The organism is Salmonella sp. 3C, assembly GCF_025426275.1.
In the GTDB taxonomy this organism is placed as follows: domain Bacteria; phylum Pseudomonadota; class Gammaproteobacteria; order Enterobacterales; family Enterobacteriaceae; genus Salmonella; species Salmonella enterica.
On the sequence record NZ_CP104858.1, the window covers coordinates 3,377,918 to 3,392,271 of the forward strand.

General features: G+C 56.8%; 14 protein-coding genes. 10 read left to right on the forward strand and 4 right to left on the reverse strand.

All coding sequences use genetic code 11. The annotated features are described in order from the left end of the window. Nucleotides 1-23: 23 nt before the first annotated feature. Nucleotides 24-812 (reverse strand): molybdenum-dependent transcriptional regulator, encoded by a 789-nt coding sequence (gene modE, locus N7E69_RS16105; RefSeq protein WP_261743131.1) that lies wholly within the window; start codon nucleotides 810-812, stop codon nucleotides 24-26. A 128-nt stretch (nucleotides 813-940) separates the two neighbouring features. Between modE and N7E69_RS16110 the strand changes: the two genes are divergently transcribed. From N7E69_RS16110 to modC, 4 genes are all read left to right on the forward strand, one after another. Next, complete coding sequence (locus tag N7E69_RS16110) at nucleotides 941-1,090, forward strand: AcrZ family multidrug efflux pump-associated protein (RefSeq protein ID WP_000891513.1); 150 nt, start codon at nucleotides 941-943, stop codon at nucleotides 1,088-1,090. A 166-nt stretch (nucleotides 1,091-1,256) separates the two neighbouring features. Next, nucleotides 1,257-2,030, forward strand: a complete 774-nt coding sequence (gene modA / locus N7E69_RS16115; protein WP_000951416.1) for a molybdate ABC transporter substrate-binding protein — start codon at nucleotides 1,257-1,259, stop codon at nucleotides 2,028-2,030. Beyond that, entirely contained in the window at nucleotides 2,030-2,719 is a 690-nt protein-coding gene (gene modB / locus N7E69_RS16120) for a molybdate ABC transporter permease subunit (RefSeq protein WP_000604026.1), read from the forward strand. The genes modA and modB overlap by 1 nt, the downstream gene beginning before the upstream one ends. 2 nt (nucleotides 2,720-2,721) lie before the next feature. Then, entirely contained in the window at nucleotides 2,722-3,780 is a 1,059-nt protein-coding gene (gene modC, locus N7E69_RS16125) for a molybdenum ABC transporter ATP-binding protein ModC (protein ID WP_000891710.1), read from the forward strand. Here the strand turns inward: modC and N7E69_RS16130 are convergent, their stop codons facing one another. Then, nucleotides 3,781-4,599, reverse strand: a complete 819-nt coding sequence (locus N7E69_RS16130; protein ID WP_000127031.1) for a pyridoxal phosphatase — start codon at nucleotides 4,597-4,599, stop codon at nucleotides 3,781-3,783. A 163-nt stretch (nucleotides 4,600-4,762) separates the two neighbouring features. On the opposite strand from N7E69_RS16130, the gene pgl reads away from it, so the two are divergent. Next, a complete protein-coding gene (pgl, locus tag N7E69_RS16135) occupies nucleotides 4,763-5,758 on the forward strand; it encodes a 6-phosphogluconolactonase (RefSeq protein ID WP_000815468.1) in 996 nt (331 codons plus the stop codon). A 143-nt stretch (nucleotides 5,759-5,901) separates the two neighbouring features. On the opposite strand, the gene N7E69_RS16140 is transcribed toward pgl, so the two are convergent. After that, nucleotides 5,902-7,185: a putative acyl-CoA thioester hydrolase gene (locus N7E69_RS16140; RefSeq protein ID WP_001094776.1), complete on the reverse strand. Its 1,284-nt coding sequence runs from the start codon at nucleotides 7,183-7,185 to the stop codon at nucleotides 5,902-5,904. Between the two features lie 237 nt (nucleotides 7,186-7,422). On the opposite strand from N7E69_RS16140, the gene hutI reads away from it, so the two are divergent. The 5 genes from hutI to hutH all read left to right on the forward strand — a co-directional run bounded on the left by hutI (nucleotide 7,423) and on the right by hutH (nucleotide 13,758). Then, on the forward strand, nucleotides 7,423-8,646 hold the full coding sequence (gene hutI, locus N7E69_RS16145) for an imidazolonepropionase (RefSeq protein ID WP_001249485.1): 1,224 nt from the start codon (nucleotides 7,423-7,425) through the stop codon (nucleotides 8,644-8,646). Next, a complete protein-coding gene (gene hutG / locus N7E69_RS16150; RefSeq protein ID WP_000195683.1) occupies nucleotides 8,643-9,584 on the forward strand; it encodes a formimidoylglutamase in 942 nt (313 codons plus the stop codon). The genes hutI and hutG overlap by 4 nt, the downstream gene beginning before the upstream one ends. 44 nt (nucleotides 9,585-9,628) lie before the next feature. Next, the gene (locus tag N7E69_RS16155) at nucleotides 9,629-10,354 is read left to right on the forward strand and encodes a histidine utilization repressor (RefSeq protein ID WP_000287413.1); all 726 of its coding nucleotides are present in this window, start codon (nucleotides 9,629-9,631) and stop codon (nucleotides 10,352-10,354) included. 196 nt (nucleotides 10,355-10,550) lie between these two features. Then, nucleotides 10,551-12,236: a urocanate hydratase gene (gene hutU / locus N7E69_RS16160; RefSeq protein ID WP_001115195.1), complete on the forward strand. Its 1,686-nt coding sequence runs from the start codon at nucleotides 10,551-10,553 to the stop codon at nucleotides 12,234-12,236. A 1-nt stretch (nucleotide 12,237) separates the two neighbouring features. Next, on the forward strand, nucleotides 12,238-13,758 hold the full coding sequence (gene hutH / locus N7E69_RS16165; protein WP_001095241.1) for a histidine ammonia-lyase: 1,521 nt from the start codon (nucleotides 12,238-12,240) through the stop codon (nucleotides 13,756-13,758). An 84-nt stretch (nucleotides 13,759-13,842) separates the two neighbouring features. On the opposite strand, the gene N7E69_RS16170 is transcribed toward hutH, so the two are convergent. Next, nucleotides 13,843-14,319 carry a kinase inhibitor gene (locus N7E69_RS16170; RefSeq protein ID WP_000767403.1) on the reverse strand — a complete coding sequence of 159 codons (477 nt, stop codon included), beginning with the start codon at nucleotides 14,317-14,319 and terminating at the stop codon, nucleotides 13,843-13,845. Nucleotides 14,320-14,354 lie beyond the last annotated feature (35 nt).

The window sequence follows — 14,354 nt, forward strand, 5'->3', positions numbered from 1 at the left end:
TTCGGCAACGGATGTCAATGTGCTTAGCACAACGTTGCAATAATCACTCTGTCCGCATTAAACCAGGCAATCACGTCATCGCCTTCCTTTAACGTGGCGGCATCTGAAGTCGGTATCGTGGCGCACAGCGTCTGGCCGTCCGGCAGCGCCATCAACACTTCACACTGTTCCGCGCCGCGCTCGATATGGCTGATCGTTCCCGACAACTGATTGTCAGCGGCGCGCGCAATGGCTGCATCCCGGGTAATGCCAACCCACGGCGCTTTTAGCAGGATCAGCACTTCTTTTCCCTCCTCCAGGCCGAGACGCTCGCCGCTTTGCGCCGTCAGCGCGACTTTGAGCCGCGTTTTGCCGTCGGCCAGCAGCACGTCGACATGCTGTTGCACCTGATCGCGATCGCGGGCGGTAATGGTGCCGAACCACTGATTTCGGGCGCTGGTTTGCAGTGAAAAGCGGGAGATAGCGGCCAGCAGACTGTCAAGCGGCAGGGCGTCATCGTCGCTTAACACATCGAACGCTTTTTGCTGAATTTGGCCCAGCAAATCGTAAAGCTGGATCAGACGCTGGCCATAGCGGGTTAATACCGCGCCGCCGCCGCCTTTGCCGCCCGTTGCGCGTTCAACCAGCATATGTTCGCTAAGCTGGTTCATGTCGTTTATCGCATCCCTGGCGCTCTTATAGCTGATTCCCGCGTCTTTCGCGCCCTGACTAATCGAGCCGGAAAGCGCAATGTGTTTCAGCAGAGAGATACGTCGGGGATCGGCAAAAAGCTTTTGCTGAAGTTTCAGGGTAAGAAGGATTTCGGCCTGCATAACCAGCTCCTGGTAAAAAGACTATTGTGACTGAAAAGCGCGTCAGCGCAAAGCCGACCGCACAAAAGGGGAGTGCTTTTCTGTGTGATGCGGTTAAAATACAAAAAGGACTATATCTGGAGTTGCCCATGTTAGAGTTATTAAAAAGTCTGGTATTCGCCGTCATCATGGTACCGGTAGTGATGGCCATCATCCTCGGTCTGATTTACGGTCTGGGTGAGGTGTTCAACATTTTTTCCGGTATCGGTCAGAAAGACCAGTCCAGACAGAACCGCTGATTTCCCCAAACGCCCGCTCAGTCGGGCGTTTTTGTTACTCAAGATCCTGCTTTTCCTGCCGATATTTTCTGTGTTTAATCGTTAATGGGTATGAATAACCGCTGGGAAACCCCTGAGATTATCGTTATATTGTCGCTTACATAACGAAACACACAAGGAGTTACAGATGGCGCATTCCTGGTTACGCCTGGTCGCAGGGGCAACATTATCTTTCGTCATCGCCGGTCATGCGCTGGCGGATGAAGGCAAGATCACCGTATTTGCCGCCGCGTCGCTAACGAACGCGATGCAAGACATTGCGGCAGAATATAAAAAAGAGAAAAATGTGGATGTGGTCTCCTCATTCGCCTCCTCTTCAACGCTGGCGCGCCAGATAGAAGCGGGCGCGCCGGCGGACCTGTTCATCTCTGCTGATCAGAAATGGATGGATTACGCAGCCGATAAAAAAGCGGTGGATACCACGACGCGCGAAACATTGCTTGGCAATAGCCTGGTGGTGGTGGCGCCGAAAGCCAGCGAGCAGAAACCGTTTACCATCGACAACAAAACGGACTGGATTCGTCTGTTGAACGGCGGGCGTCTGGCAGTGGGCGATCCGCAACACGTACCGGCGGGAATTTATGCCAAAGAAGCGCTGCAAAAGCTGGGCGCATGGCAAACGCTTGAACCGAAACTGGCGCCGGGCGAGGATGTGCGCGGCGCGTTGGCGCTGGTCGAACGTAACGAAGCGCCTTTGGGCATTGTATATGGTTCTGATGCGGTTGCCAGCAAGGGGGTCAACGTGGTGGCGACGTTCCCGGAAGATTCACATAAAAAAGTGGAATACCCCATCGCTATCGTGGAGGGGCATAAAAATGCGACCGTCAGCGCGTTCTATGATTACCTGAAAGGACCGCAGGCCTCGGCAATCTTTAAACGTTATGGATTTACGACGAAGTAATGATACTGACCGATCCAGAATGGCAGGCTGTCCTTCTTAGCCTGAAAGTGTCTTCCCTGGCCGTGCTGTTTAGCCTGCCGTTTGGGATCTTTTTTGCCTGGTTACTGGTACGATGCCGGTTTCCGGGCAAAGCCTTACTTGATAGCGTCCTGCATCTGCCGCTGGTGCTGCCGCCGGTGGTGGTCGGCTATCTGCTGCTGGTGTCGATGGGGCGACGCGGGTTTATTGGCCAGTGGCTGTATGACTGGTTCGGTCTCACGTTTGCCTTTAGCTGGCGCGGCGCCGTGCTGGCGGCGGCGGTGATGTCCTTCCCGCTGATGGTGCGGGCCATTCGGCTGGCGCTGGAGGGGGTGGATATCAAGCTTGAACAGGCCGCCAGAACGCTGGGCGCCGGGCGCTGGCGCGTTTTTCTGACTATCACCTTACCGCTTACCCTGCCGGGCATTATTGTCGGTACGGTGCTGGCGTTTGCCCGTTCGCTTGGCGAATTTGGCGCGACCATTACCTTTGTTTCTAATATTCCGGGCGAAACCCGCACCATACCTTCCGCCATGTATACCTTGATCCAGACGCCGGGCGGGGAGAGCGCGGCGGCGAGGCTGTGCGTGATTTCGATTGTATTAGCGCTGATTTCGCTGTTGATTTCTGAATGGCTGGCGCGGATTAGCCGTGAACGGACGGGGCGCTAACCATGCTGGAGCTTAATTTTTCCCAGACGCTGGGAACGCACTGTTTAACCCTCAACGAAACGCTGCCAGCCAGTGGGATCACGGCTATCTTTGGCGTCTCCGGCGCGGGAAAAACCTCGCTGATTAATGCCATCAGCGGTTTGACTCGCCCGCAAAAAGGACGCATCGCGCTGAATGGCCGGGTGTTGCATGACGCGGAAAACGGTATCTGTTTAACGCCGGAAAAGCGCCGCATCGGTTATGTTTTCCAGGATGCGCGCCTGTTCCCCCATTACAAAGTACGCGGCAATTTGCGCTACGGCATGGCGAAAAGCATGACCGGTCAGTTTGATAAGCTGGTGTCGCTGCTGGGAATTGAAGCGTTGCTTGATCGCCTGCCGGGGAGCTTGTCCGGCGGAGAAAAACAGCGCGTAGCGATAGGCCGGGCATTGCTCACCGCCCCGGAGTTGCTGCTGTTGGACGAACCGTTGGCCTCGCTGGATATCCCGCGTAAACGCGAATTACTGCCGTACCTGCAACGGCTGGCGCGGGAAATCAATATTCCCATGCTGTATGTCAGCCATTCTCTCGATGAAATTCTCCACCTGGCGGATAAAGTCATGGTGCTGGAGGATGGACAGGTTAAAGCGTTTGGCCCGCTGGAAGAAGTCTGGGGAAGCAGCGTTATGCACCCGTGGCTGCCGAAAGAGCAACAGAGCAGTATTCTGAAAGTTAGCGTGCTGGAGCATCACCCACATTATGCCATGACCGCCCTGGCGCTTGGCGACCAGCACCTGTGGGTAAATAAACTCAATCAGCCGCTGCAATCCACACTGCGTATTCGTATACAGGCGTCGGATGTCTCGCTGGTACTACAGCCGCCGCAGCAGACCAGTATCCGCAACGTATTGCGGGCAAAAGTGGCGAATTGTTATGACGATAACGGACAGGTGGAAGTCCAGCTTGAGATAGGCGGCAGAACGCTGTGGGCGCGAATAAGCCCGTGGGCCAGGGATGAGCTGAATATCAAGCCTGGCCTGTGGCTTTACGCGCAGGTGAAAAGCGTTTCTATCACCGCCTGACTATAGTAGGTGGGTGTAAATAAATTTGGCGATGCTATCGGTAGTGTTATCGCCGATCACAACGTCAGCGCGCGCTTTCACCGCCTCATCGGCGTTGCCCATCGCAACGCCGGTGCCTGCCGCCTCCAGCATACTGATGTCGTTGTAGTTATCGCCGAAAGCGATCACATTTTTCATTGACCCTCCCTGCGCTTCTATCCACTGGGTAAGGCGCTTGCCTTTACTGTTGCCTTTGCGCGCGATATCCACCTGATCGTGCCATGACCATTCGCACTCCAGGCCAAGCGCCTGTTCAACATGCTGACCGAACCGCTGTAGCCTGGGAATATCTTCATCGGTAAGCGCAAACTTCCACACGGCATTCACGTCGCGCGCCGCCTGCGCCAACGAAGAGACCTGTGTAAAGGTCGGACGTTGCTCCGGCGGCAAGGTCTGCGCCCACCGGGAGGTACGCACGACGTGACCGGTTGGGTGTTCGTAAAGCATAGCGTCATCAACATACATCAGGCCGTGAATCTGATGCTCATCCAGTAAATCAATCAACTGCAACGCCTTATCCACGGGCATAGGATCGGCATCCAGGACAGTTTTAGCTTGATAATCATACAAATAGGTGCCGTTGCAGCAAATAGCAGGTGTTTCCAGCGCCAGCGCCTGATAAAAAGGATGAATAGCAACGTGATGGCGACCCGTGACAATGATAAGTTGAAAGCCCGCCTCTTTGGCGCGTGATAGCGCTTCAAGCGAGGAGGGGAGTAAGGTTTTATGCGGGGTTAATAATGTTCCGTCTAAATCGAGGGCAATCACGCGTGCAGTCATAATTTTTTCCAGATTAAGAGTAATAATTCCGTCTGTCGGCATGGTACACCGGGACGGTAAGCAGACAAAATTCTGCGTCTGAATTCAGCATTCGCCGTCAAAAGCGACTACGTTAAGCTGTGTCCTGTTATTGCAGCTACATGCCATATGCAAAGGAGTATTCATGAAACAAACAGTCTATACCGCCAGCCCTGAGAGTCAGCAAATTCACGTCTGGAGCCTGAACCACGAAGGGACGCTGACGCTGGTGCAGGTCGTGGATGTGCCCGGTCAGGTTCAGCCGATGGTGGTCAGTCCGGATAAACGCTACCTCTATGTCGGCGTGCGCCCGGAGTTTCGTGTCCTGGCGTATCGTATTGCGCCGGATGATGGCGCGCTGACGTTTGCCGCCGAATCCGCCCTGCCGGGTAGCCCGACCCATATTTCTACCGATCATCATGGTCGTTTTGTCTTTGTCGGATCGTATAACGCCGGTAATGTCAGCGTGACGCGCTTACAGGATGGCCTGCCGGTTGAGTTGGTGGATGTGGTGGAGGGGCTGGACGGCTGCCACTCGGCAAATATTACGCCTGATAACCGTACCCTGTGGGTGCCTGCGCTAAAACAGGATCGCATTTGTCTGTTTACGCTAAGCGATGACGGCCATCTGGTGGCCCAGGAGCCGGCGGAAGTAAATACAGTTGAAGGGGCAGGCCCGCGTCATATGGTCTTCCACCCGAATCGACAATATGCGTATTGCGTCAATGAACTGAACAGTTCGGTGGATGTCTGGCAGCTTAAAAATCCGCATGGCGAGATAGAGTGCGTGCAAACGCTGGATATGATGCCCGCCGATTTTTCCGATACCCGCTGGGCGGCGGATATTCATATTACGCCGGATGGACGGCATCTGTATGCCTGTGACCGCACCGCCAGTCTGATTACCGTCTTTAGTGTCTCCGAAGATGGCAGCGTACTGAGCGTTGAAGGCTTCCAGCCGACGGAAGCCCAACCGCGCGGCTTTAATATCGACAATAGCGGAAAATACCTGATTGCTGCGGGTCAAAAATCACATCATATCGCGGTCTATGAAATTACGGGCACTCAGGGGTTGCTGACGGAAAAAGGCCGTTATGCCGTCGGCCAGGGGCCAATGTGGGTTGTGGTGAACGCGTACTAAAGCGCTGTGTGCCGGATGGAGGCGGGCTGGAACTCATCAAGGCGGGATGCCTGATTAATTTCAATAAACATTGCTTGCAGTAAAACCACGGGCCGCCACATCTGCTGCGGCGGCCCGTTTATAAGCCTGAACCGGAACGGTGATTACTGCTTAGGTTCCGCCACTACTTTACTGCCTACACCGCGGTTGTTGTATTCCCACATGCGGTTGTAGTTAGTGTCGTTCAGATTACGCTGCACCTCGTCTTTGTCATCCACGGTCCCCGTATTTCCAGCAAACGGACGTTTCGAGATGACCGCGTCGGCCCACGGTTTGGCAACGTTGAAGCCCTCGTTAATCACGCTGTCGCGGATCACGACCTGACCGTTGGTGTTGGCGTCGACATCCAGCGAGCGGCCAAGCTGCGCAACGCCATCGCCGGAGGCGTTAAAGCGGCTGTTGATCGCCAAAAAGCCATAGTAAATATTGGACAGCGTCGCCGGGGCGAAGACGTAGGCTTCCTGCTGTGTGCGGGAGTTGACGACCTGGAAGTTGGTGTTATCGAACACCACGGCGCCGCGTCCGGAAACCATATCCACATCGCCTTCAATATAGCTGTTCGTCACCAGCGTACGCGGCTGGCGATCGGTTTGCAGACGGTTCTGCACGCCGCTGTTGGTCACAAAGAAGGTGTTCTGGCGGCCAAGGATATTGACCTTGTTAATCTGGACTTTGTCGCCATCGGTACGCAACGCCACCGCCGGATGGTTTCCGGCATCGACGCTGTCGCCTAGCGTGTTCTCGATGGTCAGATTTTGTAGCTGCAGACCGTTATTCTGCGACCAGAACGCGGCAGAACACATCACACCGATCGTCGCGGCGTGTTTGCTTTGGCAGTTATCGAACATATACCAGGCGGGTTTACCAGGCATATATTTCCCGCCGGGATTCACCGCGCGGCGCCAGTCAGCGACGCTCATTTCACCATCAATCGCCATCCCAATTTTCACATCGATCGGTTTTTCACCGGTCCCGTACAGGGTCAGACTTCCCGGCGCGGCGGGAACATACACGGTCCCCTGATAGTCGCCCGGCATAATAGCAATGTACTGGCGTTTGTTCGTGCGTTTAACCATTGCCGCATCGACCGCGGCCTGAATCGAGGTGTGCGTAACGCCTGGCGTACCTGCCGGCCCCACCACAAAGTCAGGCTGTGCGGGCAGGGTAATCGGCGACGGCGACCACGGGGCGGTATTCGGCGTCAGGGAGGCAAAATAGCGCGCCGCAACGAAGTTTTTCGCTTCATTTGCCGACAGAATTGGGCGCGAGGCGGTGCCAGGCGCGGTTTGATCGGAAGGGATCTGATCGGGTGGCGTAGAGCTACAGGCGCTCAGCGTCACGCCAAAAGCCAGTGCCAGCGCCAGACGGGAAACCGATAATGTATTCACAGGTTGCTCCGGGCTTGAAAAAGTTAAATGACATCCATTGAAGCCTGCTTTTTTATACTAAGTTGAACGAAACGGGAAGGCGAAAAGGTAAAAAGTTCCTTTTCAGGCCGGAAACACCTGTAGCATCAGATAGTTTTATCACAATTAAGCAACAACTTTCGCGCTTTGAGTTGACAATCCGGAGCAGAAAGAAAATAAATGTCTATACAACTCATGACAGGCAAGAGAGCGACAGGAATGCGGCAACTTTTACCGGGCGATACTGTCTGGCGAAACATCAGGCTGGCGACAATGGACCCGCAGCGGCAAGCCCCGTACGGGCTGGTGGATAACCAGGCGCTGATTGTACGCGAAGGGCATATTTGCGATATCGTGCCAGAGACGCAGCTTCCTGTCAGTGGGGACAATATCCATGATATGCAGGGACGACTGGTAACCCCGGGACTTATCGATTGCCACACGCATCTGGTGTTTGCCGGTAACCGCGCCGCAGAGTGGGAGCAGCGGCTTAACGGCGCGTCATACCAGCATATTAGCGCTCAGGGCGGCGGCATTAACGCGACGGTATCAGCAACCCGCGCCTGTGCGGAGGAGACGCTCTACCTGCTGGCGCGCGAACGCATGATGCGCCTTGCCAGCGAAGGCGTTACGCTGCTGGAGATTAAATCCGGCTATGGCCTGGAGCTGGCGACAGAAGAAAAGCTGTTGCGCGTTGCTGCAAAACTTGCCGCCGAAAACGCTATCGACATTAGCCCCACGCTATTGGCCGCTCATGCTACGCCAGCGGAGTATCGTGACGACCCGGACGGCTACATCACTCTGGTCTGCGAGACGATGATTCCGCAGCTCTGGCAAAAAGGGTTATTTGATGCGGTAGACCTCTTTTGCGAGAGCGTCGGCTTTAATGTGGCGCAGAGTGAGCGCGTATTGCAGACGGCGAAGGCGTTAGGTATTCCCGTTAAAGGCCATGTTGAGCAGCTTTCGCTGTTGGGCGGCGCGCAGCTGGTGAGTCGCTATCAGGGTTTATCGGCGGATCATATCGAATATCTTGATGAAGCGGGCGTCGCGGCGATGCGTGACGGCGGTACTGTCGGCGTGTTGTTGCCTGGCGCGTTTTATTTTCTGCGCGAGACGCAGCGCCCGCCGGTGGAACTGCTGCGCCGCTATCAGGTGCCTGTCGCCGTCGCCAGCGATTTCAATCCCGGCACCAGCCCGTTTTGCAGTTTGCATCTGGCGATGAATATGGCCTGCGTACAGTTTGGTCTGACGTCGGAAGAGGCATGGGCGGGCGTTACGCGCCATGCCGCTCGTGCGCTGGGAAGACAGGCGACGCATGGGCAGCTCAGGGCCGACTACCGGGCGGATTTTGTGGTGTGGGATGCTGAACAGCCGGTAGAGGTTGTGTATGAGCCGGGGCGTAATCCTTTATATCAGCGGGTATACAGAGGACAAATCTCATGACGCAATGGTATCCGGCTTCTCCGGCGCTCTGGCAGGGGCGCGATGACAGTATAGAAGCGCCGGATGCGCGGCGTCTGTTTCAGACCGTCACGCGCAGCGAGACCTTTTCCCCCGAAAACTGGCAGCAAAAGATCGCGTTAATGGGATTTGCCTGCGACGAGGGGGTAAAACGCAATGCAGGGCGTCCCGGCGCGGCAGGCGCCCCGGATGCGTTGCGTAAAGCGCTGGCGAATATGGCCAGCCACCAGGGACATGAACGGCTAGTGGATTTAGGCAATTGGGTTGCGCCTACGCCCGATCTGGAAGGCGCGCAGCAGGCCTTGCGCGATGCGGTAAGCCGCTGTCTGCGGGCCGGGATGCGCACGCTGGTGCTGGGCGGTGGGCATGAAACCGCGTTTGGACACGGCGCGGGGGTGCTGGACGCGTTTGCGCAGGAAAGCGTAGGTATCATTAATCTTGATGCGCATCTGGATCTCCGTCAGACCGACCGGGCAACATCCGGGACGCCGTTTCGTCAACTGGCGCAGCTATGCGACGCGCAGAGCCGCGCGTTTCATTATGCCTGTTTCGGCGTGAGCCGTGCGGCGAATACGCAGGCGTTGTGGCGGGAAGCGCAGTGGCGGAATGTTACCGTGGTGGAGGATCTTGACTGCCATGACGCGCTGGCGCAGATGACGCAGTTTATCGACAAGGTGGATAAAATTTATCTGACTATCGATCTCGACGTATTGCCTGTCTGGGAAATGCCGGCCGTCTCCGCTCCCGCAGCGCTGGGCGTGCCGCTGATACAGGTTCTGCGTTTAATTGAGCCGGTTTGCCGCAGCGGAAAATTACAGGCGGCGGATCTGGTTGAGTTTAATCCACGCTTTGATGAAGATGGCGCAGCGGCGCGCGTGGCGGCGCGGCTTGGCTGGCAAATCGCGCACTGGTGGCGTTAATCTGTCATCCGGAAAACACTCTCCGCATAAGGAAGGCTTCACGCATGTATTCATCCCGCTCCCGTTCTGCACCTGCGCCTTTTTACGAAACGGTGAAACAGGACATCTGTAAAAAAATAGCCGGCGGCGTCTGGCAGCCGCACGATCGCATTCCGTCGGAAGCTGAACTGGTCGCTCAGTATGGCTTTAGCCGAATGACCATCAACCGGGCGCTGCGTGAGCTGACGGATGAAGGGTGGCTGGTGCGTTTACAGGGCGTGGGGACGTTTGTCGCCGAACCGAAAGGCCAGTCCGCGCTGTTTGAAGTCCGCAGTATCGCCGAGGAGATTGCCGCCCGCCGTCATCAGCATCGTTGTGAGGTGCTCACGCTGGAGCGCGTGCGGGCAAACGCCATCCAGGCCAGCGCTCTCAACGTCAATGAGAGCGATGTCATTTTCCATTCCATCATGGTGCATTATGAAAACGATCTGCCGGTACAAATTGAAGATCGCTGCGTGAATGCGGATATTGCCGTGGATTACCTGACGCAGGATTACCGTCAGACCACGCCGCACGCTTATTTGTCGCGGATCGCGCCGCTAACGGAAGGGGAACATATTGTGGAGGCGGTGCGCGCCACGGCGCAGGAGTGCGCGTGGTTAACTATCAAAGAGCATGAGCCTTGTCTGCTCATTCGTCGTACAACCTGGTCCGCGTCGCGGATTGTTTCTCACGCCCGCTTACTTTTCCCCGGGTCGCGCTATCGGCTACAGGGACGATTTATCTCCTGAGCGGGCCGCTGCCGGAAAACGTGATTGCTGACACAATATAACAAAATTGTATCATTTTTGTTAATTCTATTCTTGTGCTTACTTGTATAGACAAGTATATGTCTGATTCTTATCTGTGGGTCTGCGGCGGTGCCTGATAGTGGCGTTTTAGCGTTATTTGGCGATGGCAGACCGATAATAATGAGGAGTCATTGCTATGCCTGAAAGCAAGTATCGTCAGCAGACTATCCGCGCGCCCCGAGGCACGGTATTAACGGCGAAAAGCTGGCTGACAGAAGCCCCGCTGCGGATGTTAATGAATAATCTCGATCCTGACGTGGCGGAAAATCCGCATGAGCTGGTGGTCTACGGCGGGATTGGTCGCGCCGCGCGCAACTGGGAATGCTATGACGCTATTGTTGATGCGCTCACCCGGCTGGAGGCGGACGAAACGTTGCTTATTCAGTCTGGCAAACCGGTCGGCGTATTTAAAACGCACGACAACGCGCCGCGGGTATTAATCGCCAACTCCAACCTGGTTCCCCACTGGGCGACATGGGAACACTTTAACGAACTGGATGCGAAAGGGCTGGCGATGTACGGTCAAATGACGGCCGGAAGCTGGATCTATATCGGCAGTCAGGGAATCGTGCAGGGAACATACGAAACCTTTGTCGAGGCGGGGTGTCAGCACTATAACGGCACGCTGGCGGGACGCTGGGTGCTGACCGCCGGACTGGGCGGCATGGGCGGCGCGCAACCGCTAGCCGCGACGCTGGCCGGAGCGTGTTCGCTGACGATTGAATGCCAGCAAAGCCGTATCGATTTTCGTCTGCGTACTCGTTACGTGGATGAGCAGGCCGCCACGCTGGATGACGCGCTGGCCCGCATTACGCGCTACACCCGCGAGGGGAAAGCCGTGTCCGTCGCCCTGTGCGCGAACGCGGCGGATATCCTGCCGGAACTGGTTAATCGCGGCGTGCGCCCGGACCTGGTGACCGATCAGACCAGCGCCCACGATCCGCTACATGGCTATTTACCCTCCGGCTGGCGCTGGGAGGAGTATCAGAAAAACGCGCAATCCGATCCCCACGGGACGATGCAGGCAGCAAAACGTTCCATGGCGGCGCATGTTCGGGCGATGCTGGCGTTCAGTAAAATGGGCGTGCCGACCTTTGACTATGGCAACAATATTCGTCAGATGGCGAAAGAGATGGGGGTGGAAAACGCCTTTGATTTTCCGGGATTTGTGCCAGCCTATATTCGTCCGCTGTTCTGTCGTGGTATCGGGCCGTTTCGCTGGGTGGCGCTGTCCGGCGATCCGCAGGATATCTATAAAACCGATGCCAAAGTCAAAGAGATAGTGGCTGAGGATAAACATCTGCATCACTGGCTGGATATGGCGCGCGAGCGCATTCATTTTCAGGGGTTACCGGCGCGTATCTGCTGGGTAGGCCTGGAGTGGCGGCAAAAACTGGGGCTGGCGTTCAACGAAATGGTGCGTTGCGGCGAGGTATCCGCGCCCATTGTGATTGGCCGCGATCACCTGGATTCCGGCTCTGTCGCCAGCCCTAACCGTGAAACCGAAGCGATGCGCGACGGTTCCGACGCGGTTTCCGACTGGCCGCTGTTAAATGCGTTGCTGAATACCGCCAGCGGGGCGACATGGGTATCGCTCCATCATGGCGGCGGGGTGGGAATGGGGTTTTCGCAACACGCCGGTATGGTGATTGTCTGTGATGGCACTGACGAGGCCGCCGCGCGTATTCGCCGCGTGTTACACAACGATCCGGCGACGGGCGTCATGCGCCATGCCGATGCCGGATATGATCTCGCGGTGGAATGCGCTGTTGAGCAAGGTCTGAATTTACCGATGGTTGCGGCGACGCAGGGGAAAGGCTGATATGAACACCATGACACTCACTCCGGGGCAGTTAAGCCTCTCTCAACTGTACGATGTCTGGCGTCATCCGGTACAGCTTCGGCTGGACGCCAGCGCCATTGACGGCATTAACGCCAGCGTCGCGTGCGTCAATGATATCGTTGCCGAAGGGCGTACCGCCTACGGCATCAACACCGGTTTCGGCCTGCTGGCGCAGACGCGCATCGCTGATGAAGACTTGCAAAATCTACAGCGATCGTTGGTGCTGTCTCACGCCGCGGGCGTAGGCGACCCACTGGATGACGCGATGGTGCGTCTGATCATGGTATTGAAAATCAATAGCCTGGCGCGCGGGTTTTCCGGAATTCGGTTGAGCGTGATAGAAGCGCTCATCGCTCTGGTGAATGCCGGCGTGTATCCGCTGATTCCGGCAAAAGGCTCGGTTGGCGCGTCGGGCGACTTAGCGCCGCTGGCGCATCTGTCGCTGACGCTGCTTGGCGAAGGAAAAGCGCGCTGGCAGGGCGAATGGCTTCCGGCGCAGACGGCGCTAAAAAAGGCCGGACTGGAGCCTGTCGCGCTGGCGGCCAAAGAGGGGCTGGCGCTGCTTAATGGCACCCAGGCATCAACGGCCTTCGCGCTGCGCGGTTTGTTTGAGGCACAGGAGTTATTTGCCTCCGCCGTTGTCTGCGGCGCGCTGACTACCGAAGCCGTACTGGGATCGCGCCGTCCTTTTGATGCGCGCATTCATGCCGCGCGCGGACAACAGGGGCAAATTGACGTCGCGCGGTTGTTCCGGCACCTGCTGACCGATACCAGCGCCATTGCTGAATCACATCACCACTGTCATAAAGTTCAGGACCCGTATTCCCTTCGCTGCCAGCCGCAGGTAATGGGCGCTTGTCTGACCCAGTTACGTCAGACGAAAGAGGTACTGCTGGCTGAGGCCAACGCGGTATCCGATAATCCGCTGGTCTTTGCCGATGCGGGGGAGGTGATCTCCGGCGGTAACTTCCATGCTGAACCGGTTGCCATGGCGGCGGATAATTTGGCGCTGGCGATAGCGGAAATCGGCGCGCTATCGGAGCGGCGCATCGCGCTGATGATGGATAAACATATGTCGCAGTTACCGCCGTTCCTGGTGAAAAATGGCGGCGTTAATTCCGGTTTTATGATTGCCCAGGTCACCGCCGCGGCGCTCGCCAGCGAGAATAAAGCGCTGGCGCACCCGCACAGCGTGGATAGCCTGCCGACCTCGGCGAATCAGGAAGATCATGTCTCAATGGCCCCGGCGGCAGGGCGGCGACTCTGGGAAATGGCGGCGAATACCCGCGGCATCATTGCCGTGGAGTGGCTGGCGGCCTGTCAGGGGATAGATTTACGGGAAGGGTTAACCTCCAGCCCGTTACTGGAACAGGCGCGGCAGACACTGCGCGAGCAGGTGGCGCACTATACGCAGGATCGTTTTTTCGCGCCCGATATTGAGTGTGCGACGGCGCTGCTGGCGCAAGGCGCGTTACAGCGTCTGGTGCCGGACTTTATGTGAATGCTGCCGGATGGCGCGGCGCGTATTCGGCTTACCCAACCCGTTGGCAGGGTAAGACGTTTACGCCGCCATCCGGCACAGCGTTTAACTGAACATCGCCGTGATCGAGGCGCTGGCGAGCGAATGGAAATGCACATTAAAGCCGACCATCGCGCCGCTGGCGTCTTCATCAACGTCAAGACGCTCGACGTCCAGCGCGTGAACCGTAAAGATATAGCGGTGCGTTTCCCCTTTAGGCGGCGCCGCGCCGCCGTAGCCCGCTTTACCGAAATCGGTACGCGTCTGAATGACGCCGTCTGGTACGGCCACCAGGCCTGAGCCGAACCCCTGGGTCAGTACGCGCGTATCCGCCGGGAGGTTCACCACCACCCAGTGCCACCAGCCGGAGCCGGTCGGCGCGTCGGGATCGTAACAGGTCACGACAAAACTTTTGGTGCCCATCGGCACGTCGTCCCAGGCCAGATGCGGCGAAATATTATCGCCATCATAGCCCATACCGTTAAAAACGTGGCGATGAGGAAGTTTATCTCCATCGCGCAAATCGTTGCTGATAAGTTTCATGCGCTCTCCTTTTGACTCACCAGAAGTGTAGCCAG